This window comes from Treponema denticola (assembly GCF_024181645.1).
Classification (GTDB): Bacteria; Spirochaetota; Spirochaetia; order Treponematales; family Treponemataceae; genus Treponema_B; species Treponema_B denticola_A.
The window spans coordinates 2,612,654-2,635,329 of the sequence record NZ_CP058624.1 but is presented as its reverse complement, the minus strand read 5'-3'; the positions used below and the strand labels follow the sequence as shown (position 1 = coordinate 2,635,329).

The window sequence follows — 22,676 nt, the reverse complement described above, 5'->3', positions numbered from 1 at the left end:
CCGAATTTTAAACCGTCTTGAAGACTGAGATGTTCCGAACCTATACGACATTATTCGATTATGCCTCATGTTTGTTGCAGCGCATCCAACCAAGCTAAATAGTCCCTTGCGCTCCGCTCTACCTCTTGCCGTGCAGCTTCGCTATATCCCGCGTTGCTGTCTATCGTATGGAAGGTAAACGGCGGGCGGTAGTCTGCATTGCAGTATTTCGCTGTCAGTTCAAACGGACGCAGTACTTCGGCAACGCTGCACCCGACAGCACCGTCTGCGCGGTAGTCTGCGGCCGGCGCACCGAGCGAGACGGCAAGCGCAATTTTTCTGCCCTTAAGCGCCTTGCCTTTCGAGCCATAAGCCCAGCCATGAGTCAGCATTTCATCTAACCACTGCTTCAGTAACGGCGGACAATTAAACCAGTATATGGGAAATTGCCACACAAGTGAATCGTGTGTTTCTATCAATTTTTGTTCAGCCGCTACATCAATCTTACCTTGAGGATAGACAGCGTACAGTTCGTGAACAGTAAAGCGATCGCTATGTTGTCGCACTGCAGACGCCCAGTGTTTATGAACGGTAGATTGAGAAATATTAGGGTGAGCAAGAATAATCAGAGTTTTCGGCATTGTAAATTTCTTGAATGAGTTATATCGAGAGTATACCATAAAAGATAAAAATGTTCTATACTGAGGGACAGGTATTAAAATGAAACTTTTAATTTACGGTGCGGGCGTAATCGGCAGTTTGTATGCCGCTGCGTTCGCCGAAACAGGCTATGACACAACCGTGTACGCAAGAGGGAAAAAACTTGAAACGCTGAAAACCCGCGGCTTACTGTATGAAAAAAACGGCAAACAGCATAAAGCAAAGGTTAAAGTTATCGATGCATTGCAAAACGATGATATCTATGATTTTATCTTTTTGACGGTAAAAGAAAATCAAGTGCATACGGCGCTTGAAGAACTCCGGCCGAACGGCAGCCCGAACATCGTTACAATGGTCAATACGCTTGAACCTTACGCCGACTGGGAGAACCTGTGCGGCGAAGGGCGTATTGTTTCCGCCTTTCCGGGGGCGGGAGGCAGCTATGAAGACGGCGTGCTGAAAGCGGACTTTACGCCGCCTCTTATTCAGGCGACGACATTTGCCGAAATCGGCGGGAACACATCGGAGCGGCTGAAAAAACTCGCGGCTCTTTTTAAGACGGCGGGCGTGCCGTACCGAATCGTAAAAGACATGCACGGCTGGCAGTTGTGTCACTTGGCGCTGATTGTTCCGATTGCCGATGCGTATTATAAAGCCGAAAATCCGGAAGAAGTTTGGAAAGAAGCGGACATTATGAACAATACGGCACGGCAAATAAAAAACAATTTTCAAAAATTGTACCGTTCGGGAGTAAAACTTTCGCCGCCGAAAATGCACCTTTTGAGACTGCTGCCGGCTCCGGTGCTGCAAGCCATTTTTACTCAGGTTTTTAAAAGCCGCTTCGGAAATTTATTTATGTACCGGCACTCGATGAAAGCGCCCGACGAAATGAGAGCCCTGCACTCGCAGTTGTATCAATACCTTGCCGGAATCCCGACGAACATAGTCAGCGTGGAATGAGACTCATCTGTATCGGCATCGGCAAAAATTTTGGCTGCGGAAATAGAAAAAGCCGCAACAACCGGCCAGCCATCGTAAAAAAAATCGGCTGAGATCCGTTTTTAAGTTATATTTTAGTATTCAATTATTTCAGGAAAAATTATTTTTCCTGAAATATTTACACAAATTCTTAGAATATCTTTTGTTTTTTTTACTTGATAATTACGTGCCGCAATATATCCCGTCTTGGAATCTTTTATATCTTCCGTAACATCAAATATTAATAAATTTGACATCGCATATTTATACGATTGATTTAAAACTTTATTTGTTGTTACGGGAGAATGTACGATATAGTAGTTTACGTCTTTAAAAGGAGATTCATTTTTAAAAAGCATATCGAAATTAGATACATACGGTGTAACCGTTGCTTTAAATTCAGTAAAACCGACAAAACTGTTTATTTTATAAATAACATATGTCTCTGCAACTTCAGAATATGTCTTTACTTTGTAACCGACTGTTGATATATATATTTTTTCATCGGTAAGAGAAAACGAGGGATTTACATTAATTATTATTTGTTTCAGTTCATCGCTTTCGATTATTCGGTTTTTATTCAAATCACAAAAGCCGTAGCAAAACAGTTTGTCGAACGACTTACTGTTATCCGTCTCCGCGAAACCTTTTATTTTGAGAGAAAAACTTGTACTTTCGGTATTTTCCTTTGGAAATAAATAATTATTTACTAAATCCGAATTAAAATACAAAATCTTCGGTTCCGTTTTATCCATAATTATCATATTTCCGACCGAAAAAGGAGTTTCATCTATTTCTTTTCCAATATATTGCCGGGGGTCTAATTTCTCTCTTGAAAGAATTATATGAATGCCTTTGATGGGTTCTTTTGCTTCTACAATAAAATTAAAGTTTTCTCCTACGGAATATTCATTTTCTGAAACCGAAAACTCCTCATCTAATTTCATTAAATACGAATTTTTAACATCGGCATTTCCAACACGCCCCAAGCTCGTGCAAGAACATAATAAAGCGCAAAATACATTGAATAAAATTAACGACCTTTTCATTATTTTTCTCCAATCGGCGGCCGCGTTTATTTACCGTATTTTCTTTCTATAGCGGAAAGGGTGTCGACTCGTTCCGTGTAAACGCCGCCTTCAAAGCGGGCATCGAGAAAGGCGTCGACAATCATTTTTGCTTCTTCGGGTCCGACGATGCATACGCCCATGGCGACCGCATTTATGTCGCTGTGTTCGACGGCGAGCTTTGCCGTACACGGTTCGCTGCACGCCGCAGCCCTCACTCCCGGAACCTTGTTTGCGGCAAGAGAAATGCCGACGCCCGATCCGCACACCATCACACCCTTTTCAACTTCACGCGATTTAATCGCTTCGGCAACCTTTAAACCGAATTCGGCATAGTTTGCCGGAACCTTCGAATCCGCCGCACCGTAATCAACGCATTCGTATCCTTTATTGCGAACGTGTTCCATTAAAATATGTTTTAATGCGACTCCCGAATGATCGCTTCCAAATCCGATTTTCATATGCGCACTCCCTTTATATAAAAATATAGGGCACTTATAAAAAACTATTTTTTTAGCACCCATAATTATTTTAGTAGTTTTTTTATAAATTGTCTAGTGTAAAACCCGGGTTACTTTCTCCGCCTTGCATAACAATCTTTTTGTGATAATTTTGCTTTATTTCTTTCTTCTTGCCATTGTTAAGGTTCATGAATTCTTCTGTACAATCCCCTTGCCTAAACGTATGCATTTCAGTATTTTTTAAAAGGAGGTAATCCTATGGATGAAAAGAAACGCAAAGTTACCGTTGTGGGAGCAGGTGCGGTCGGTTCAACCTTTGCCTACGCATTGGCTCAAAGTGGTTATGCGGACGAAATAGCAATAACCGATATGAATAAAAATTTTGCCGAAGGACAAGCTCTCGACCTTGTACAGGGTCTGCCTTTTTTGCCGCAAGTCGACATACACGCAGGCGATAAAGCCGATTATGCCGACAGCGACATCGTTGTGGTTACGGCGGGAGCAAAACAACAGAGCGGAGAAACGCGCATAGATTTGCTGAAACGCAATGCATCCATTATCACCGGCATTGCAAAGGACATCGCGGAAAGCGGCTGCAGCGGCGTTATGCTGATTGTGAGCAATCCCGTCGATATTTTAACGCGGGCGGCACTCAAGGCTTCCGGATGGGAGCGTGGAAGAGTTATCGGTTCCGGTACCGTTTTAGACACTGCACGTTTCCGCTACACTCTTAGCAAAGAGTGCAGTGTCGATGCGCGCAACATTCACGGTTATATTTTGGGAGAACACGGCGACAGCGAATTTGCGGCTTGGTCGATGACATCCGTTGCAGGACGGCGCATCGACGAATATTGTTCCGGAGGTGTGTGCAGCTCAGGCCTGCACTTCGATAAAGCAAAAATTCTGGAAGAAGTACGGAATTCCGCTTACCACATTATCGACTACAAAGGTTCTACTTATTTTGCCGTCGGCTTAGCCCTGACGAGAATAGCCGGTGCTATTTTGCGCAACGAGCACAGCATTTTGTCCGTTTCGATGACTCTGGACGGAGAGTTCGGACTTAAAGACGTATGCCTGAGCGTTCCCTGCATTGTCGGGCGCAGCGGTGCGGAACGGGTTATCGAAAGCGATCTTCCCGCTGATGAACAGGAAGCGTTGGAAGCAAGCGCAAAACGGCTTAAAGAAGCTTTTACCGAGATGAATTAACCCAAACTGCTTTTTACCGAGAATTTCGTTTATTACGATTACTCTGCATTTAAAGGTTTCGTTTATCCTGCATTTAAAGCTGAACTGAACGCCCCGGACGAGTACCACCTGTACACTACCGCAACGGCAAACAAAAACGACAAAACATCGGAGAAAGGCTGCAGCAGGTAAATGCCGGTCTTTCCGTATAGGGCGGGCAGAATATATAAAAGAGGTAAGTAAAAAAAGCCTTGCCGTGAAATCGATATAAGGAGGGATGAAAAATAATGACCGATGTTCTGCATGAACATACTGCTCACGGCAAAAAAGCTTAAAAGCGGAAGCGAAAAACATTGCATTCTCAGTATCTTAATTCCGGCAAAAATTACCTCATTATCGCCAGACATAACTCCGATACATTTTTCGGCAAAGAGAAATAAGATTATTGAGGCGGCCGTTAAAAAAATTGTTCCGACGGAAACAGTAATAATAAAAGCTTTTTTTACTCTTGAGTATTGCTTGGCACCGTAATTCATTGCACAAATCGGTTGAAAGCCTTGTCCCCACCCGATCATAATCATATAAGCCAAAGCGGCAACTCTTGAACTTACCGTTAAAGCCGCTATCAAGCTTTCTCCGTATTGTGCCGCTTTAACATTAAGTAAAACCAATGCGGCGGAGGTAATTGCCTGGCGCGAAAAATTGGGCATACCGCCCGCAAGAATATGATACATACGCTCTTTGCTGTATTGAACTTTTTTTAGATTGAAAGAAATACTCTCGTGCCTTTTTGCTAAGAGCGTCAATACAATACACCCGATAATCTGACCGATAAGCGTTGCATATCCTGCACCGATAAACCCCTGCTTAAAAACAAACATCAGTACGGGATCAAGCACCATATTGCTTAGCATTCCCGAAAGAAGCCCGATCATTCCGTCGCGTACATTTCCGCAAAGACGCAGCTGATTATAAACCGTCAGTGAATATAAACTAAACGGAATGCTGATGATAATAATCCTTAAATACTGAACGGTAAAGCTGAGTACATCTTGAGATGCACTTCCTCCGATGAGTTTTGAAAGCGTTACAATAAAAATACTTGCTCCGATTGCGATCACAATACCGGTTATAATTGCAAGAACAATTCCTATCGAGGACATAATTTCCGCTTCCGCATAGTCTTGTTCTCCGATTTTTTTTGACATTGCATTACCGCTGCCGTAGCCGAACCAAAAACCGATTGCCTGAATAATGCTGACAAAACTAAACACAATGCCGATTGCCGCAATCATCGCTCTGTTATTTAAGCGGCCGACAAAAAAAGTATCGGTCAAATTATATATAACGCTGATCAACATTCCGACTATTGTCGGAATTGAAGTTTTAACTAACAGCGAAAAAATAGGTTTTGTTAAAATGTTAAACCGTCTCAGCTCTTTTGAATCCATCTCAACAGCTCCGCACTTCGCCTTTGTTTCCGTCAACTTTTATAAAATCGCCGTCTTTAAATTTTGCGGTGGCAAAACCTACACCCAATACTGCCGGTATATTAAATTCCCGAGCGACAATCGCAGCATGACTTAACGCGGAACCTGTATCTGCAACGACAGCACTTGCAAGTTTAAAAAGCGGAGTCCATTCGGGATCCGTAAGATGACACACAAGTACATCGCCTTTTTGCATTTTATAAAATTCCTCAGGCTTGCAGATAAGGCACGCCTTTCCTACAACAGTCCCCGGACTTCCGCTTACTCCTTTCAGCACATCGCCTCTTGAATCAAACACAAGTAATTTTGAAGCTTCCCAAACTTTTTCCGCAAGCGGAAATTTTTCATTCCGTATTCTTATCTTTTCTTTATAGACATCGGTTAGCCGTCCCGTTTTAAGCACTTCCATTAATTCACGATGAAAAAGATTTACAATTCCGTGTTTATAATCTTCGCTGTTTAATAAAAGAATATTTATCCGCTTTATACACTGCCTGACATAATAAAAGACAGCTTCCCACAAATATTGTGATTCTTCGCGGACAACATGCAAATATCGAAAGTTCCGTATATCTTTTTCTATACGAGGATATTTGTTTCCATAAATACGCTGTAAGTTCTGCATTAAACTTGAGTATTTTTTATCTTTTTCATTATAAGAATCCTGAACGTCGGCACTTAATAACGGGCGTATAATATTGACAAGCCTGTCGGAATCTTCGATAAATGTTTTTGCTTCAATACAATAACAGTTGTAATCCGACTTAAAACCGTTGCGTTTTATAAAATCATCTGCGAGCCGTTTAAATTCGGGAAAGCCGGCACACAGGGTGTTGAATTTTTCTCCGGATAGTATGGCTTCGGTTAGAGCGGCATTTTTCTTTATCTCATCGGCTATGCGTGAAATATCGTTTGCAATGACGGCTGTTTTATTATTGAGTTCCCAATAAAAATCAAATGCAGAATAATTTTTATCTACTCGTTTAATTATTTTTGTGAATTTTTTACTCATAAAAAAAGACGGGAACAAGGCGTATTTAAATCTGTCATAAGCAAGCTGTTGAACGAGCTCATAACTTTCTTCCATGAATTTGCTACATTCCGCCAAACTCATATTTTGAAAGTCTAAAGTTTTAATACGCTCTATCTCTTTTTCATAATGCGCAATAAATTTTTTACACTTTTCCGAACAATAGTCGAAGTTTTTGAGCATGCGTATTATTTTAAAGATATGAAAAATATTCAACGATAACCTTTTTTTGACATTAAAAATCGTTTGAATACCGTCGTCATCAATTGCAGGATTTGAATTAAAAACAAGACCGCCTTCCGCGAATATCCTTGCTTTTTGGTCGTTAATCGCCATCATATAATCAAAGTCCAGCACCCGATATGCAAAGGGCATCTTTTCAAGCAGAAATGCCATATTTTCTTTTGTACTTTTTGTTAATGGCTTGCTTTGAATATATTTTTGAATAAGTTTTTTATCATCATTGTTTTTTAAGGTTGTTATTGCGCGTGCCTGTAAAATATATATTTCGTTCTTTCGTATTGCCCATTCAATATCCATCGGCATACCGTAATGCTTTTCTATTTTTAATCCGGCTTTTACAAGACCGGCAATCTCGACATCATTCAATGCCCGAGCTGTTCTTTTTGCTTCGCTTACCGATTCTTCTTTTGTATTCTTATCGCCATAGACGATTTGCGTTTCTTTACTTCCGATATTTATTTCAATAATATTACCTGACTTGTTTACAATGTAATTATCCGCCGTTACGCGTCCGCTTACAACACTCTCACCCAATCCGTAACTTGCATTGATCTGCATTTCATCTTTGTTTTGCGTTACCGGATTAAGCGTAAACAAAACACCGGCTTTTTCACTTTCTACCATTTCTTGAATGACAACTGCAATCGCAACAGTACTTTGATTATATCCCTGATTAAAACGATAACTTACCGCCCTGTCACCCCACAGTGAAGCGTAGCAATGACATATGTAAATCAATACATCCTCTATGCCTTGCACATTTAAATAAGTTTCCTGCTGACCTGCAAAACTCGCATCGGGTAAATCTTCCGCCGTTGCCGATGAGCGCACTGCAACTCTCGCCGATTCTCCGAGTTCAGCGTATTTCTCTCTTATCTCTTTTTCCAATTGAGCGGGAAAATGTCCTGCTATGATTTTTTTCCGAAATTCTCCGGCTGCAGATAGCAATGCCTGTTCATCCGTTTGCTTTTCTACGAGAGTGCGTAAAATAATTTCGTCTATTTTGTTCTCTTTTAAAAATTCCCGATACGCCTCTGCGGTAATGACAAATCCTTTCGGAACATTTATTCCCGCAGCAGTCATCTCTCCAAGGTTAGCACCCTTGCCGCCGGCCCTTAATATGTCATCCTTATGTATTTGTGCAAAATCAAGTATCATTTTTGCTCCTCCATAATTAAAATTTTCAAAACTATACCGTTATTTTTCTATATACTTATTTACTATTCCGGATATAAATGTCAGCAGCATTTCATTAAAATACTCTTTATCAAATTGATAATAATGAGAACATAATAAAAAGCTCCCGCTAAACGCATTCAATAAGCCTTTTTTATCTGCCCGCTTAATCGAACCGTTTTGCTCCCAATATTCTATGAGCTTCGTTAAAAAGTCATCATATAGAATTTCAATCCTATGAACCTCGTTTAGTCTTTTTGCTTCAAGTATTTTAAAAGCATCTTCATACATGGGCTGCTTTTGCATTTTTACCATAAGATCAACCGAATATCGGTATATTATGTCCGTAAGAAATTCCGCCGGATCGGAGAGTGAATTCGAAAATTTCTTTTCAATATAATTTAATTTTTGGCTTGATCGGTATGCAATGAGTTCCATAATCAAAGCCTCTTTATCTTTCCAAAAATTATAAAAACTCCCCTGCGCAATACCTGCCCGTTTTGTCAATTCCGCTATACTCAGTGCCTTCGTCCCCTTATCGTGAAATAGCTCCAGCGCCGCTTCCAATATCTTTTCTTTTATTTTGATTCTTTCTTGTTCGGTAAATGCTTTTGCCATCATCCCCTCCTCAGTACATTTTCATTTTACATCGAAATGAATATTCTGTCTTTTATTCATTGCTAGTATATCAAAATATTTACTTTATGTCAATGAATATTTTATAATTTATTCATAGAATAATTGCGGCGGCTGATATTATCATAATAATTCCTTTTTCTTTCCCCTATTAACTTAAACCCAATATCAACCCGCCCCAAGTGACTTGCCGAAAAATAAAAATATTGATATAATTAATGTATTCTATATAATAGAAAAAAGGATTTGACAAAATGAAAGAAAAAGTTACATTACCTTCACTCCAAAAAACTAAGGACGGCGCTATTAGAAAAAAAACTGCATCTATTACGGCTCCCTTTTACGGGCGATTACAGTAACAATTATTTCAATCGTAGCCATTATTTGTGCGGTTGTAGGCTTCCAGCTATATAAAAAGAACATCGCCCAGTTTGATGAATTTACTGAGCAGCAATTTTCCAATATTGAAAAGTCCATAAATCTTTTTATCCGGAACGGAAAAAATGCCATTACTATGCTTGCGGAAAATCCCGCCGTCAAAAATGCCGACGAAACACTTTACAGTTATATTGTGCAGGATCGGGAAGTATCGCATAACGGAAAAACAGAACAGGATATTGTTTCGGAATTTAACCTTATAAAAGCGAATTATACGGACTTTACAGAAATATATATGGGTACAAAATGGGGCGGCTTCATAGGGCTGAAAGATAAACAAGTTTCGAAGGGGTTTGACCCGCGTGAACGGGGTTGGTACAAAAACGCCGCAGCAGCAAACGGAAAACCTGTAATAACGGAAGCGTATACATCTATAGACGGCAACCTCGTCTTTACAATTGCGCAAAGCGTAAAAAATGATGCGGGAGAATTTATCGGGGTTATAGGTATAGATATAAACCTTGCGGACTTGACTTCGTTTATAGACAGCATCAGTATAGGTACTTCCGGCTATTGTATGCTTATGCAAAACGATGGGTTGATTTTAGCTGACCCAAAACATACAGACTCCAATCTAAAAATATTAAAAGAAACAGGCATTTCTGCCTTTAACGAAATAGACAAAATGAAAGAGGGTTCGGCTTTTATTATGCTTGACGGAAAGAAATGGAAGGTTTCAGTATTTTCACTTTCCGGCCTCGATTGGAAAGTTGCTCTTTTTATCGAACAAAACGAAATACTTTCGCTTTTTTATACGCTTTTAAAAAATATGATTCTTATCGGTCTTTTTATGTTCGTCCTTTATTTTACATTGGCTTTTATTTTTGCAAAGGCTCTTAAACGCTATTTTAAGCGGCTTGAAACCGTTTTCGGCAAAATTGCCGAAGGAGACCTTACCGATAGGGTAAAGATAAAAAAGAATAACGAAGTCGGACGTATTATGATGAACCTCAATACCGCAATCGAACACAGTCATACTATGATATGCCTTTTAAAAGATGAAGCCGATAAAATGAGCTCAATCGGGTCTCAGCTATCAAGCAGTATGGAAGAAACGGCAGCTGCAATTAAACAGATAGGCGAGAACGTTAAAGGCGTAAAAGGAAAAGCCATGTCTCAGGCTGCCGGCGTTACCGAAACCGTTGCAACGGTGGAACAAATCAATGGGCGGCTTAGCAGGCTCGTTTCAAGTATCGAAATGCAGACCGAAAGTATCAACGAATCTTCTGCAGTCATTACGCACATGGCAGAAAATACCGTTAAAATAGCTAAAACGCTTAATGAAAATAACGAGCTTATCAAAACAGTCTACGGACAAACCAAAGTAGGTAAAGATGGGGCAAGAACTGCAAATGAGATTGTAAAGCAAATCGCCGAAAAATCGGCATCTCTTCTTGAAGCCAGCCAAATCATTCAAAATATTGCGAGTCAAACCAACCTTTTGGCAATGAATGCCGCAATAGAGGCAGCCCATGCAGGCGAATCCGGTAAGGGTTTTGCAGTTGTCGCCGGCGAGATTAGAAAACTTGCAGAAGGCTCTAATTTGCAAGGAAAGCAAATTGCTGCGGTTATAAAAGAGACAACGGAAATTATACGCAACATTACAGAGGCCGGTTCTCAAGCGGAAAAGACCTTTATCGATGTATACAACTTGGTTAGTCAAATCTCCGAAAAAGAAGATTCTATTTTGGAAGTAATGAGCGAACAGGAAGAAAACGGAAGGCAGGTACTTGATGCTATTAAGAGAATAAACGGTGTAACAAGCGAAATTGACTCAGCCTCAGCTGAAATGCTTGAAGGCGGCACTCAAATAGAACAGGAAATGCACAAACTCGCCGAGATAACACTCGAAACAACCGATAGTATGAACGAAATAGCTTCAGGAGCCGATCAAATTACCGCTGCCATTGCAGAAGTAAGCGACATTACACAGAAAAATAAAGTAAGTATTGAAAATCTTTCCAATGAGGTTTCTAAATTTAAAGTATAAGGAGAATCATAAAAAAACACTGGACGAAATGCGCTAAAATAAGTATATTAAAAACGGCGGAAATGTAAATCTAAAAAACGTCGTGAATCAACAACCCCGACGCAAGCGTCGGGGTTGTTGTTCTCATAAGGTGGTTCAGTCGGCTTTAATACCCTTTGTTACGACGCAGAGCGTCGGGGTATTAAACCCTCCGCACGAATAAATTTAAGGGAAACCTCGAAAAACAAAAAGTTTTTCGAGGTTTCCCTATATTGCAAGGAGTCTTAAAATGACAAAGAACGGCGGAATTTCCTATAAGGAAAATAATGAGAAAAATCAGATTGCAAAAACAGGTAAAAAGCGGTTTTCATTGCGAAAAAAACTGGTTTTAATTTTCGGCTTTTTAATTGCGGCTGCGCTCACAATTGCAGCTCTAATTACGATAAGAAATGCACGTAAAGCCGTGCTTGAAAAAGTAGAAGCACATCTAACCGATAAAGCGACCGACATAGCAGAAGTCATCGATGGAAGAGTATCTTCCGTTGTTCAATTTATTGAAGGTTTGGCCCGCATGCCGTTTTTACGCGACAATTCGATGACTTTACCCGAAAAAGCAGAACTTCTTATAAAAGAAGCCGAACGCAACAAAAAGATAGACTATTTCGGCATCTGCGATATGCAGGGCAACCGATATGATGGAGCCGGACTTCATATGTCCGTAAGTGACAGAGAATGGTTTAAGTCCGCTTCACAGGGTAAAAACTTTATTACCGAGCCTACAATTTCACACATAACAAACAATATGCAAATCCTTTTTGCAGTTCCGATTTATGATGACAATAATGCCGTAATTGGCGTACTCAATGCGGCCGTTCCGGCTAAGCTCCTCTCTGAGGAAATCGATGACATCGTAGTCGGGCAAACAGGTGAATGCTATATACTCGGTTTAAAGGGTACCGTTATAGCACACAAAAATTTTGATATGGTAACCAAGCAGAGGAATATGATTGAAGAAGGTAAGAACAATAAAAACCTTGCTTCCCTAGCGGAATTTTTGCAGCATGCCCTTGATACCGATGATAGTGAGCTCGGCTACTATGATTATGACGATATTTCAAATATCGCTTCATATGCGACGATCAAAATTACCGGATGGACGGTCATTATTAAAGCACCGGTTAAAGAATTCATAAAAACGGTAGACGATTTGAGGATGAGTATAAGAATTTTAGGTATTATCATTTTGATTATTACTCTTGCCGTTATATATGCCGTCGCTCACTATATGCTCCAGCCTATTCGAAAAATGGTTACGGCGTTAAAAGATATTGCACATGGAGAAGGAGACTTAACTGTTCGCCTTCCTGTTGCCGGAAATGATGAAATTACCGATTTATCCGAATACTTCAATCAAACAATTGAAAAAATAGGCGCCGCAATCAAAAACGTCGGTGAAAATTCGATTTCAATGGAAGCCATAGGAGAAGAACTTGCTTCCAATATGACTCAAACGGCAAGTGCTATAAATGAAATCAGTGCAAATATTGAAGGGGTCAAGAGCCAAACCCTTACTCAGGCTGCAAGCGTAACAGAAACTGCTGCTACAATTGAACAAATTGTACGCACTATAAAACAGCTGAATAACAGTATCGAACATCAGGCAGCGAGCGTTGCTCAGTCTTCGGCCTCAGTAGAAGAGATGGTTGCCAACATCGCATCCATTACTCAAACGCTTGAAAAAACCTATGATGTTGTTAAAAATCTTGCATCGGCAACTGAAGACGGAAAAGAAACGATTGTAACCTCAAACAGCGTAACACAGAAAATTGCAGAAGAGTCCGGCTCGCTCATTGAAGCTTCAAGTGTTATTCAGCATATTGCAAGCCAAACCAATTTGCTCGCAATGAACGCCGCTATTGAAGCTGCCCACGCAGGCGAAGCAGGCAAAGGGTTCGCCGTTGTAGCTGATGAAATCAGAAAGCTCGCTGAAGACTCGGCAACTCAAGGCAAGACGATAACGTCTACGCTTAAAACCTTATCGAGCGAAATAGAATCTCTTTCGGTTTCTTCTAAAACCGCCGAAGACAAATTCAATACGATTTTTAATTTGTCCGAACAGGTAAAATCGATGAGCGACCGCCTTACCGAAGCGATGCGAGAACAGGAGAACGGAAGCAAAGAGGTCCTCGGAGCAATTAAAAATATCAATACGGTAACGGTAGAAGTGCAAGCCGGTTCCGAAGAGATGCTGAAAGGCGGTGAGGGGGTCGCAGAGGAAATGCTGAAGCTTGATAACTTAACCCGTATGATAACCGACAATATGAACGAAATGGCAGCAGGTGCTGTTCAGATAAACAAAGCAGTTCAGGAAGTAAATGCAATAACCCAAAAGAACAAAACCAGTATTGAAAATCTGGCTGCTGAAGTCGGCAAGTTTAAGGTTTGATTAAACGGTAAAGATTTTATATCGGCAGACTCTTGCATTATAAACGCTAAGCCTGTATAATCCTTTATTGTTATGGGTAAGGTTGAAAATAAAAATAAATCTCTCGTAAAAAGCGGGTCAAAACTTTCTCTTTTAGTTTTCGGGTCAAGGATTTTAGGACTTGTCCGCCAGATGACTATGTCTCATTTTTTAGGGACCGGGCCATTGGCGGATGCCTTTGCCACAGCCTTTATGCTTCCCAATCTTTTTAGAAGGCTCTTTGCCGAAAACAGCATAACCGTTGCCTTTATTCCGACCTTTAATGCCTATCTGCAAAAGCACAAAGACTCGCAAGAATCCGAAAAAACAAAAAAAGAAATAAACGAGTTTTTAAATTCTATTTTTACTCTTGTAAGTTTTTCGACAGCCATTGTAGTTACATTGGGCATAATACTTTCTCCGCTGATAGTAAAACTTTTTTTTAAAAACATTGCAGACTATGATTCTACCGTTTTTTTAACACGGATAATGTTTCCGTATTTATTTTTAATTTCGGTTGCCGCCTTTTTTCAAGGCATTTTAAACGGAGTAAAGATTTTTACCCCCTCAGGCATTACGCCTATTTTATTCAACATAATCGTCATTTCTTCTACCTACATTTTTGCAAAACCTTTTGGAGATCCTGCAGCAGCAATGTCATACGGTGTTGTTGCAGGAGGCCTTGTGCAGGCGGTTTTTCAGCTACCCTTTGTTCTAAAGACGGGTTTTAGTTTTAAGATTACAAGCCTTGCAAAAACTTTTTCAAACCCGGGAACAAAAAAAGTCCTTGCCCTTATCGGTCCGACCATAATCGGCATGGCAGCCTATCAAATAAACGATTTAGTTTCGACCTCGCTTGCAACCTCGGCAGGTCTTGGAATAGCTTCAAGCTTACAATATTCTATGAGACTTCAAGAATTGTTGCTGGGAATATTTGCCGTTTCTGTAGGCACGGTAATCCTCCCCGAAATGTCGGCCTTGGCCCTTCGTAAAGATTGGGAGACATTTCAAAAGGTACTATTACAAGCTATAAAAGTGATAGCTTTAATCACAATACCCGCAACCTTTTTCTCTCTTTTATCGGGAGAAAATTTAATCATCCTCATTTACAAAAGCAATAAATTCGATGATGCTTCGGTAAAATTAACATTTGGAATTTTTAAGTTTCATATAATCGGGCTTTTTGCAATTGCAGCAAACAGAATTATAGCTCCTGCCTTTTATGCCCAAAGCGATTCAAAGACCCCGACAATCGCAGGGATAATCTGCTTTGCGGTAAATATCCTGCTCGCTCTTATTTTGGCAGGCCCTATGGGAGGAAACGGCATCGCTCTTGCCCTGACGATAGCTTCATTTATAAACACAATAATTCTCTTAATATTTTTAAAAAAGAACAAGGCTCTTGATATAAAAAAGCTCATCTTCCCGGCCCTTTTATTTATTGCAAAAATATTTGTTTTTTCGATTGCAGCCTCAATTCCCCTTTATTTTTTAAAGGATAAGATTTATTCTCCATTTGCTTCATTCGGAAAACTTATCGGACAAGGAGTTCCTGTTTTTATTTCTTTTATTATTTTTGCAGGGCTTGGTGCAGGCCTTTTACTTATAACTAAGGATCGAACAGCAAACATAATTTTAAGACGCTTAAAGGAAAAATAAAATGCAAATCATAAAACGAAACGGTGAAACTAAAAATTACGAGCCGGAAAAAATTGAAGGAGCTATCCGCTCCGCTTTTAAAAGTGTGGAAAACTCTCCGCATAAAGATTTAGATACTCTCATTCCGCCCTTGGTAAAAGAAATAGAAGAAGACATATTGGAGCTTACCAAAAGCGGAAGTCTTGTTCAGGTCGAAACAATTCAGGACTTGGTAGAAAAAACTTTAATAGAGCACAACTACTATGCGGAAGTAAAAAACTTTATACTCTACCGTGTCGGCCGCACAAAGAGGCGGGATTCCCGTCAAATGATAAGCCGCTTTTTTGATACAATAGAAATTCAGCCTATTCTTACCGAGATTCAAAACGACTTTACTTCGGACGAGTACAGCCTAAACTTGCTTGCACATAAATTCCTTTCTTTTAGAAAAGAAAATATGAGCGAGACCGAATCCCTCGCTATGCTTATTAAGGCCTCCGTCGAACTAACCGCCCAAGATGCCCCGGATTGGGAATTTATTGCGGCTCGCCTTTTAATGCTTCAATTTAAATTAAAACTAAAAACCGAGCTTGAAAAAAGGCAGATTCATTCTTTTTATGAAAAAATCAAATACCTTGAAAACGAAGGTCTTTACGGGACATATATTTGCGAAGCCTATAGCCGAGATGAGTTGGAAGAGGCTGCTTCATTTATAAACGAAGAAAGAAATAAACTTTTTACCTACAGCGCCCTAGACCTTCTTTTACGCCGCTATGTTATTCGCACTCATTCAAACACCGTTCTTGAATCGCCTCAGGAAATGTTTTTAGGCATTGCTCTTCACTTGGCAATGAAAGAAAAATCAAACCGGCTTGAATGGGTAAGGCGTTTTTACGATATGACAAGCAGCTTAAAAGTTACGATGGCGACACCAACCCTTTCAAATGCCCGAAAGCCTTATCATCAGCTTTCTTCATGTTTTATAGACACGGTTCCCGATTCTCTTGACGGTATTTACCGCAGCATAGATAATTTTGCCAAGGTTTCCAAATTCGGAGGAGGTATGGGGCTCTACTTCGGGAAGGTCAGGGCTGTCGGTTCGCCCATACGCGGGTTTATGGGAGCGGCAGGCGGAATTATCCGCTGGATAAAACTTGCAAACGATACGGCTGTTGCCGTTGACCAGCTTGGAGTAAGGCAGGGCTCGGTCGCCGTCTACCTCGATGTTTGGCACAAGGACATCCCCGAATTTTTACAGCTCCGCACCAATAACGGAGATGACAGAATGAAGGCCCACGATGTTTTTCCGGCAGTCTGCTATCCCGATCTTTTTTGGAAAACAGTCCGCGATGATATAAATGCTTCTTGGCACCTAATGTGTCCCCATGAAATTTTAAAAATCAAGGGCTATGCCCTCGAAGATTTTTACGGAGAAGAATGGGAAAAGAGGTATAAAGACTGCGTTGCCGATTCCCGCATCAATAAAAGAGAAATTCCTATAAAAGAGTTGGTTCGTTTAATCTTAAAATCGGCTGTCGAAACGGGTACCCCCTTTGCTTTTAACCGCGACCATGCAAACAAAACAAATCCTAACCCCCACAAGGGAATGATTTACTGCTCAAACCTATGCACAGAAATTTCTCAAAATATGAGCGAGATAAAAACTAAAAGCATCGAAATAAAAGCTGAAGACGGAGATACTGTCGTTGCTACAACTACTATCCCCGGAGACTTTGTTGTATGTAATCTGGCTTCCCTTGTTCTCGGAAACATAGATGTAAACGATGAAAAAGAAATTGACACAATCGTTTCTTCGGCAGTGCGTGCCTTGGACAATGTTATAGACTTAAATTTTTATCCTATTCCCTATGCACAAATTACCAATAGCCGATACAGGTCAATCGGTTTGGGTGCTTCGGGCTATCATCATGCTCTTGCAAAAAACGGCATTGCATGGGAAAGCGAAGAGCACCTTAACTTTGCAGATAAAGTTTTTGAAAGAATAAATTATGCAGCAATCAAAGCTTCTTCACAGATTGCAAAAGAAAAAGGCTCCTATTCTTACTTTGAAGGAAGTGATTGGCAGACAGGAGAGTATTTTAAAAAACGGAATTATGTTGATGAAAAATGGAAGACTCTCGCAGAGGAAGTAAAATCAAACGGAATGAGGAATGCCTATCTTTTGGCCGTCGCACCTACAAGCTCAACCTCGATTATAGCAGGCACAACTGCCGGCGTAGACCCGATTATGAATAAGTATTTTTTAGAAGAGAAAAAAGGTTCTCTAATGCCTAGGGTTGCCCCCTCTCTTTCACCGGAAACCTATTGGCTTTATAAAAACGCCCACAATATTGAACAAGGCTGGAGTATAAGAGCCGCAGGCTTACGGCAACGCCATATTGACCAAGGTCAATCCGTAAACCTTTACATTACAAACGAATTTACCTTCAGCAAGGTGCTTTCGCTCTATGTAAAGGCTTGGGAAGAAGGCCTTAAGTCAATCTATTATGTGCGAAGCCGCTCCCTCGAAGTCGAGGAATGCGAAAGCTGCAGCTCTTAGAAAAGATAAGAACTATGTTATTGAAGCTTCGTAAACGCCCTTGATTGTTTTTTCCAAGGTTGCATTAAACTCGGCATCGCTTTGACTTGCAAAAAGGCCTTCGGCAAGAGCTCTGGAGAAACTTGCAATCATACCTCTGTTTTTAGCCAAGAGCTTATTTGCATCATCTCTGGAATAACCGCCTGATAGGGCTACCATTCTGACTACCTGAGGATGCTTTGTAAATTCCTCATAAAGATTTTCTTTTGTCGGAATTGAGAGTTTAAACATTACAAGCAAGTCTTTCGGCAATGTTTTAAGGTGTTCTTCCAATTCTTTTTTGAGAATTTCTTCACACTTGGCCTTGTCGGGAGATTTAATATCTACTTCAGGCTCAATAATAGGAACAAGCCCGGCCTTTGCAATTTGAATACCCAATTCAAACTGCTGATCTACAACAGCCTTTATTCCTTGAGGATTTGCTTCTTTTATAACGGAGCGCATCTTTGTTCCGAAAATGTGCTTTTCTACGGCGTGCTTTAATATAGCGTCCAAATTGGGTATCGGTTTCATAAGCTGAACGCCGTCCTTTAAGTCGGCAAGCCCCTTATCGACCTTTAAAAATGGGAGAATCTTCTTTTTTTCCCATAAGAAGTCGGCTGTGGGCATTCCTTCAATTTCCCTCTCCATTGTTTGTTCAAATAAAATTGCACCCAAAATATTATTGGAATTAAAGGCTTTTCCTGTGATTATTCTTGTACGCATAGCATGAACAAGATCAAACATCTCATCTTCATTGGAATATGCCGTTTCGGGAACTCCGTAAGCAGCCAAAGCTTTAGGAGTACTTCCTCCGCTCTGATCCAATGCCGCAATAAAACCTTTATCGTTTTTCATTCTTTCAAGTTTTACTTTATCCATAATTTACCTCTCTAAAAATATTTACCGCAAGTTACCCTGCGTACTTTTCTATTATAACATATAAACTTTACTTCACTCAAGGGCTTGGATTAGAAAGATAAATTCATAAGTGTCTATTTTTCTTAATTTTTGAAGAACATTAATCTTTTAAGAAATAAATATCATAAATTTAAACAAGCCTTGACAAATTTTATTTTTTAATTTAGTATAATCTGCGTTTAATCGATTTAAAAATAAAGGAATTTTGCAATGAAAAAGCTATATATATCGGCAACGATTTTTTTTCTTACATTGTCTCTTTGCTTTCCTCAAACGTTTTTACCGAAAGGTACCTATCGTTCTCCTTTTGAAAAAGGCGTAAAGGGAAATAGCGGTACAAACAAAATAGGTAAAAAAACCGGTCAATATTTGCTCCTACCCACAGTGGGTTATGGAAATTATGCAAATATGGATGTCGGGAATGCAAATTTAAGCCTATTCGGTTTAGACTTTATGTATGCAAAAAAATCGGGATTTGCGATTTGGGTTAATAATACATTTTTTCTTGGGAAAGGATCTTTTTCCCGAGAGAGTGAAGGATGGGGTCATCACTATGGAAGTTCAAGCTTATATGATCAATATGATTCAGGGCTATTAGGCGGCTGGAGCGGAGAGCTGTTGTTGGGGTATTCAAAAAAAATAGAAAAGCACAACATAAGCGTGGGAGCCGGTTTTCAAGCGGCAGTAGGAGACGGCTTTGAATTTATATTAGAGCCGGGCGCTTTCGCTATTCGTGTTGACTATTCATATTTTTTTAATGATAAGATTGGAATTACTGTTTCTATTACAGATGGTTTAGGTGCAGGAGTTTCCGGTCGTAATCCTCTCGAATTTATGAACTCTTTTAGTCTTAAATTTGGACCTGTTTTTAAGATATAATGCTATATTAATTAGTTTATATAAAATCTATTTTTTAGGAGATATATAATGAAAAGATTTTTTAGTTTTTGTTTTTTAGTTGCGGCTGTAGGATTAATTTTAACATCTTGTACAAGTAGTCAACAAATGTCAATAAGCAGAATGCGACACAGTGAGCCTGCCTTCTCTGAAATTCCATTTGATTCCTATACTGTACTTGAGCGAGTCAGCGGCGAGGGTAAGGTTTCAAATGTAGTAAATTCTGTAGGCTTATTTGAAGGAGATACAGGACTTTATGGTAGTTTAGATGCATTTGATGCAATTTACCTCAATATGGATCAAGCGACAGTAATAAGGCCCAAAACGCCATATGAAGCCGCTTTGGCAAATGCTATATACCAGATGGTTGAAAAAGCAGATGCCTTAAAAGCAGATGCTGTTATTTTTGTACGCACCAAAACAAAAATTGTTAATGAAAATGGAAAAGCCACTGTGTCTGTTAAGATAAACGGAGCAGCAGTTAAATTAAAATAGTAATTTATTTTACTAAATCACAAAAGCTGCTCAAACTTTAGCTAATCGGTATTTTGAGCAGCTTTTCTTTTGACCAATGAATATATTAATTTTCTAAAACGATTACCAATTTATAACCGCTGAATTTCCAACAGTTCCCCGATTGTTTTTTTTTGATTTTTTTGCTATTATTTTCGCTTAAATAAGATTTTGGAGAATGTGAAAATGCTTGATAAGATGCGTAACATAGGAATAATGGCTCATATAGACGCGGGAAAAACCACCACGACTGAGCGTATTTTGTTTTATACGGGAAAAATTCATAAGATAGGCGAAATAGATGACGGTCAAGCAACCATGGACTGGATGGCACAAGAACAGGACAGGGGAATCACTATCCAAAGTGCCGCCACCACTACTTATTGGAAAAACTTTCAGATAAATATAATCGACACTCCCGGGCATGTGGACTTTACGGCCGAGGTAGAACGCTCCTTGCGTGTCTTGGATGGAGCCGTTGCAGTCCTCTGTGCAGTCGGAGGAGTTCAGCCCCAGACCGAAACCGTTTGGCATCAGGCAGACCGGTACAAGGTACCCCGCATTTGCTTTGTGAACAAGATGGACAGAATCGGGGCCGACTTTTTTGCAGTTTTAAAAGATGTGCACGAAAAATTCGGCGTTGAAGTCATGCCTGTTCAAATTCCTATCGGAGCAAGCGAGAGCTTTGAAGGCGTCATCGATCTTATTGCAATGAAAGAAATTCACTGGGATGCCGCAACCGAGGGCGAAAAATACGAGTATACCGCAATAGCTCCAGACCGTCTTGCCTTGGCGGAAGAATGGCGCGAAAAAATGCTCGACACTATTTCTTCTGCCTCGGACGAAATCACCGAGCTCATCCTCGAAGGAAAAGATGTCCCCGAAGAGCTTATCAAAAAAGAAATAAGAAAGGCGGTTTTAAATCAAAGCTATATTCCGTTTTTGTGCGGGTCTGCACGAAAGAATATCGGAGTTCAACCCTTAATCAATGCAGTCGTCGACTTTTTGCCCGCCCCCGATGAGGTTCTTCCGGCAGAGGCCTTTAATCCCAAAAAGGAAGAAAAGCTCTCGGTTCCGTGCAAGGTAGAAGGGGCTCCCTTAGGCCTTGTATTTAAAATTCAATATGATAAGGATGCAGGAAGCCTTTGCTATGTCCGAATGTACTCGGGTAAGATCAAATCGGGCGATCAAGTTTTTAATACGGGAAAAAAGAAAAGAGAACGCGTAAACAGAATCCTGCGTATGCATTCAAATAAGTCGGAACAAATGGATTCCGTTCAAGCCGGAGATATTGCCGTTTTTATCGGTTTAAAAATCTCTCAGACAGGAGATACCCTTGGCTCCGAGGGACAGCCTCTCTTGCTTGAATCCATGCAATTCCCCGAACCTGTTATTTCCGTTTCGGTAGAACCTAAAAGCTTATCGGAAAGCGACCGCTTAAAAGAGGTCTTGGAAATTCTTTCAAAGGAGGATCCCACATTTACAAGCCGAGAAGACAGCGAAACGGGGCAGCTTATAATTTCCGGCATGGGAGAACTTCATATAGATGTTCTAACCCGCCGAATGTTGGATGACTTTAAGGTAGAAGCCAGAGTCGGAAATCCGCAGGTTACCTACAGGGAATCTATCACTACCGAAAAAACTCAAACCGAAAAATACAGCAAACAGCTGGGCGGAAAAGACAATGAAGCTGAACTTACCCTTACTGTCCGTCCCCTTGAAAGAGGAAGCGGAAACCGCTTTATTTCAAAAGTTAAAACCTTCCAGAAGTCCGGTTCGGGCGGCACCAATGCTCTCCCCGAAGAGCTTTTAGAAGCCGTTAAGCGTTCTATTGAAGGCTGCTTTAGCTCGGGTATCAAGGTCGGTTATCCTTGTACCGACATCGAGGTAGAACTTGTTTCGGTAAAATACAATGAACTTACGGCAACACCCTTCGCCTACGAAGCCGCCGCCGCAAAATGCTTTGATGATGCTTGCAGTGCAGCCGACCCCGTGCTATTGGAACCGGTAATGGCTGTGGACATTATGAGTCCCAAAGAATTCGTCGGAGATGCCATGAGCCAAATCACTCAGAGGGGTGGCTTAATCTCAAGCATGGATTCAAAGGCAAGTACCGATATTGTACACGCTCAAGCTCCAATGGCAAAGATGTTCGGTTTTTCCACAGACCTCCGTTCAGCCACACAGGGAAGAGCTTCCTTTACGATGAGCTTCAGTCATTTTGAGATTAAGCGGTAGAAATTAAAAAACATCTTCGGGTTTAAATATTTTTCTACCATATCTTTTTTTATCTGCAATTTTCTACGCCCAAAACGGATAATTGCAAAACGCGCAAGTATATTGAGAGGAATAT

The 22,676-nt window shown here is 40.4% G+C and carries 15 protein-coding genes and 1 pseudogene; 9 read left to right on the top strand and 7 right to left on the bottom strand.

Annotation, left to right across the window (positions count from 1 at the left end; translation table 11 throughout):
- Window positions 1-65: 65 nt before the first annotated feature.
- A complete protein-coding gene (locus HO345_RS12360) occupies window positions 66-620 on the bottom strand; it encodes an NAD(P)H-dependent oxidoreductase (protein WP_253683161.1) in 555 nt (184 codons plus the stop codon).
- 79 nt (window positions 621-699) lie between these two features.
- Between HO345_RS12360 and HO345_RS12355 the strand changes: the two genes are divergently transcribed.
- Complete coding sequence (locus tag HO345_RS12355) at window positions 700-1,599, top strand: ketopantoate reductase family protein (RefSeq protein WP_253683160.1); 900 nt, start codon at window positions 700-702, stop codon at window positions 1,597-1,599.
- Between the two features lie 113 nt (window positions 1,600-1,712).
- On the opposite strand, the gene HO345_RS12350 is transcribed toward HO345_RS12355, so the two are convergent.
- On the bottom strand, window positions 1,713-2,666 hold the full coding sequence (locus HO345_RS12350) for a hypothetical protein (RefSeq protein ID WP_253683159.1): 954 nt from the start codon (window positions 2,664-2,666) through the stop codon (window positions 1,713-1,715).
- A gap of 26 nt (window positions 2,667-2,692) precedes the next feature.
- Window positions 2,693-3,145, bottom strand: a complete 453-nt coding sequence (locus HO345_RS12345; RefSeq protein ID WP_002676697.1) for an RpiB/LacA/LacB family sugar-phosphate isomerase — start codon at window positions 3,143-3,145, stop codon at window positions 2,693-2,695.
- 258 nt (window positions 3,146-3,403) lie between these two features.
- Here HO345_RS12345 and HO345_RS12340 point away from each other — a divergent pair, with 258 nt between their 5' ends.
- Window positions 3,404-4,351: an L-lactate dehydrogenase gene (locus tag HO345_RS12340; RefSeq protein WP_253683158.1), complete on the top strand. Its 948-nt coding sequence runs from the start codon at window positions 3,404-3,406 to the stop codon at window positions 4,349-4,351.
- A gap of 62 nt (window positions 4,352-4,413) precedes the next feature.
- Here the strand turns inward: HO345_RS12340 and HO345_RS12335 are convergent, their stop codons facing one another.
- From HO345_RS12335 to HO345_RS12325, 3 genes are read right to left on the bottom strand one after another with little or no spacing between them, the layout of a single operon-like run.
- Window positions 4,414-5,781: an MATE family efflux transporter gene (locus HO345_RS12335; protein WP_253684606.1), complete on the bottom strand. Its 1,368-nt coding sequence runs from the start codon at window positions 5,779-5,781 to the stop codon at window positions 4,414-4,416.
- A gap of 1 nt (window position 5,782) precedes the next feature.
- A complete protein-coding gene (locus HO345_RS12330; RefSeq protein ID WP_253683157.1) occupies window positions 5,783-8,251 on the bottom strand; it encodes a PEP/pyruvate-binding domain-containing protein in 2,469 nt (822 codons plus the stop codon).
- A gap of 39 nt (window positions 8,252-8,290) precedes the next feature.
- On the bottom strand, window positions 8,291-8,887 hold the full coding sequence (locus tag HO345_RS12325) for a TetR/AcrR family transcriptional regulator (RefSeq protein WP_253683156.1): 597 nt from the start codon (window positions 8,885-8,887) through the stop codon (window positions 8,291-8,293).
- Between the two features lie 272 nt (window positions 8,888-9,159).
- Between HO345_RS12325 and HO345_RS12320 the strand changes: the two are divergent.
- The 4 genes and pseudogenes from HO345_RS12320 (at window position 9,160) to HO345_RS12305 (ending at window position 17,974) form a co-directional block, all read left to right on the top strand.
- Window positions 9,160-11,333, top strand: a pseudogene (locus HO345_RS12320) (methyl-accepting chemotaxis protein).
- A gap of 268 nt (window positions 11,334-11,601) precedes the next feature.
- Window positions 11,602-13,758, top strand: coding sequence for a methyl-accepting chemotaxis protein (locus tag HO345_RS12315; protein ID WP_253683155.1), 2,157 nt, complete (start codon window positions 11,602-11,604; stop codon window positions 13,756-13,758).
- Window positions 13,759-13,830: 72 nt separating this feature from the next.
- Window positions 13,831-15,435 (top strand): murein biosynthesis integral membrane protein MurJ, encoded by a 1,605-nt coding sequence (gene murJ / locus HO345_RS12310; protein WP_253683154.1) that lies wholly within the window; start codon window positions 13,831-13,833, stop codon window positions 15,433-15,435.
- A gap of 1 nt (window position 15,436) precedes the next feature.
- Entirely contained in the window at window positions 15,437-17,974 is a 2,538-nt protein-coding gene (locus HO345_RS12305) for a ribonucleoside-diphosphate reductase subunit alpha (protein ID WP_253683153.1), read from the top strand.
- 12 nt (window positions 17,975-17,986) lie between these two features.
- On the opposite strand, the gene HO345_RS12300 is transcribed toward HO345_RS12305, so the two are convergent.
- Window positions 17,987-18,874 carry a fructose bisphosphate aldolase gene (locus HO345_RS12300; RefSeq protein WP_253683152.1) on the bottom strand — a complete coding sequence of 296 codons (888 nt, stop codon included), beginning with the start codon at window positions 18,872-18,874 and terminating at the stop codon, window positions 17,987-17,989.
- 249 nt (window positions 18,875-19,123) lie between these two features.
- Between HO345_RS12300 and HO345_RS12295 the strand changes: the two genes are divergently transcribed.
- From HO345_RS12295 to fusA, 3 genes are all read left to right on the top strand, one after another.
- Entirely contained in the window at window positions 19,124-19,792 is a 669-nt protein-coding gene (locus HO345_RS12295) for a DUF2715 domain-containing protein (protein WP_253683151.1), read from the top strand.
- 48 nt (window positions 19,793-19,840) lie between these two features.
- On the top strand, window positions 19,841-20,305 hold the full coding sequence (locus HO345_RS12290; RefSeq protein ID WP_253683150.1) for a heavy metal-binding domain-containing protein: 465 nt from the start codon (window positions 19,841-19,843) through the stop codon (window positions 20,303-20,305).
- A 204-nt stretch (window positions 20,306-20,509) separates the two neighbouring features.
- Entirely contained in the window at window positions 20,510-22,561 is a 2,052-nt protein-coding gene (gene fusA, locus HO345_RS12285) for an elongation factor G (protein ID WP_253683149.1), read from the top strand.
- Window positions 22,562-22,676: the final 115 nt, after the last annotated feature.

What these genes read in the sequence shown, in the direction of transcription:
- HO345_RS12295 (WP_253683151.1), top strand. Translation starts at nt 19,124, where the DNA reads ATGAAAAAGCTATATATATCGGCAACGATTTTTTTTCTTACATTGTCT.
- HO345_RS12350 (WP_253683159.1), bottom strand. Translation starts at nt 2,666, where the DNA reads ATGAAAAGGTCGTTAATTTTATTCAATGTATTTTGCGCTTTATTATGT.
- HO345_RS12355 (WP_253683160.1), top strand. Translation starts at nt 700, where the DNA reads ATGAAACTTTTAATTTACGGTGCGGGCGTAATCGGCAGTTTGTATGCC.
- HO345_RS12290 (WP_253683150.1), top strand. Translation starts at nt 19,841, where the DNA reads ATGAAAAGATTTTTTAGTTTTTGTTTTTTAGTTGCGGCTGTAGGATTA.
- fusA (WP_253683149.1), top strand. Translation starts at nt 20,510, where the DNA reads ATGCTTGATAAGATGCGTAACATAGGAATAATGGCTCATATAGACGCG.
- HO345_RS12315 (WP_253683155.1), top strand. Translation starts at nt 11,602, where the DNA reads ATGACAAAGAACGGCGGAATTTCCTATAAGGAAAATAATGAGAAAAAT.
- murJ (WP_253683154.1), top strand. Translation starts at nt 13,831, where the DNA reads ATGGGTAAGGTTGAAAATAAAAATAAATCTCTCGTAAAAAGCGGGTCA.
- HO345_RS12305 (WP_253683153.1), top strand. Translation starts at nt 15,437, where the DNA reads ATGCAAATCATAAAACGAAACGGTGAAACTAAAAATTACGAGCCGGAA.
- HO345_RS12300 (WP_253683152.1), bottom strand. Translation starts at nt 18,874, where the DNA reads ATGGATAAAGTAAAACTTGAAAGAATGAAAAACGATAAAGGTTTTATT.
- HO345_RS12330 (WP_253683157.1), bottom strand. Translation starts at nt 8,251, where the DNA reads ATGATACTTGATTTTGCACAAATACATAAGGATGACATATTAAGGGCC.
- HO345_RS12340 (WP_253683158.1), top strand. Translation starts at nt 3,404, where the DNA reads ATGGATGAAAAGAAACGCAAAGTTACCGTTGTGGGAGCAGGTGCGGTC.
- HO345_RS12325 (WP_253683156.1), bottom strand. Translation starts at nt 8,887, where the DNA reads ATGGCAAAAGCATTTACCGAACAAGAAAGAATCAAAATAAAAGAAAAG.
- HO345_RS12360 (WP_253683161.1), bottom strand. Translation starts at nt 620, where the DNA reads ATGCCGAAAACTCTGATTATTCTTGCTCACCCTAATATTTCTCAATCT.
- HO345_RS12345 (WP_002676697.1), bottom strand. Translation starts at nt 3,145, where the DNA reads ATGAAAATCGGATTTGGAAGCGATCATTCGGGAGTCGCATTAAAACAT.
- HO345_RS12335 (WP_253684606.1), bottom strand. Translation starts at nt 5,781, where the DNA reads ATGGATTCAAAAGAGCTGAGACGGTTTAACATTTTAACAAAACCTATT.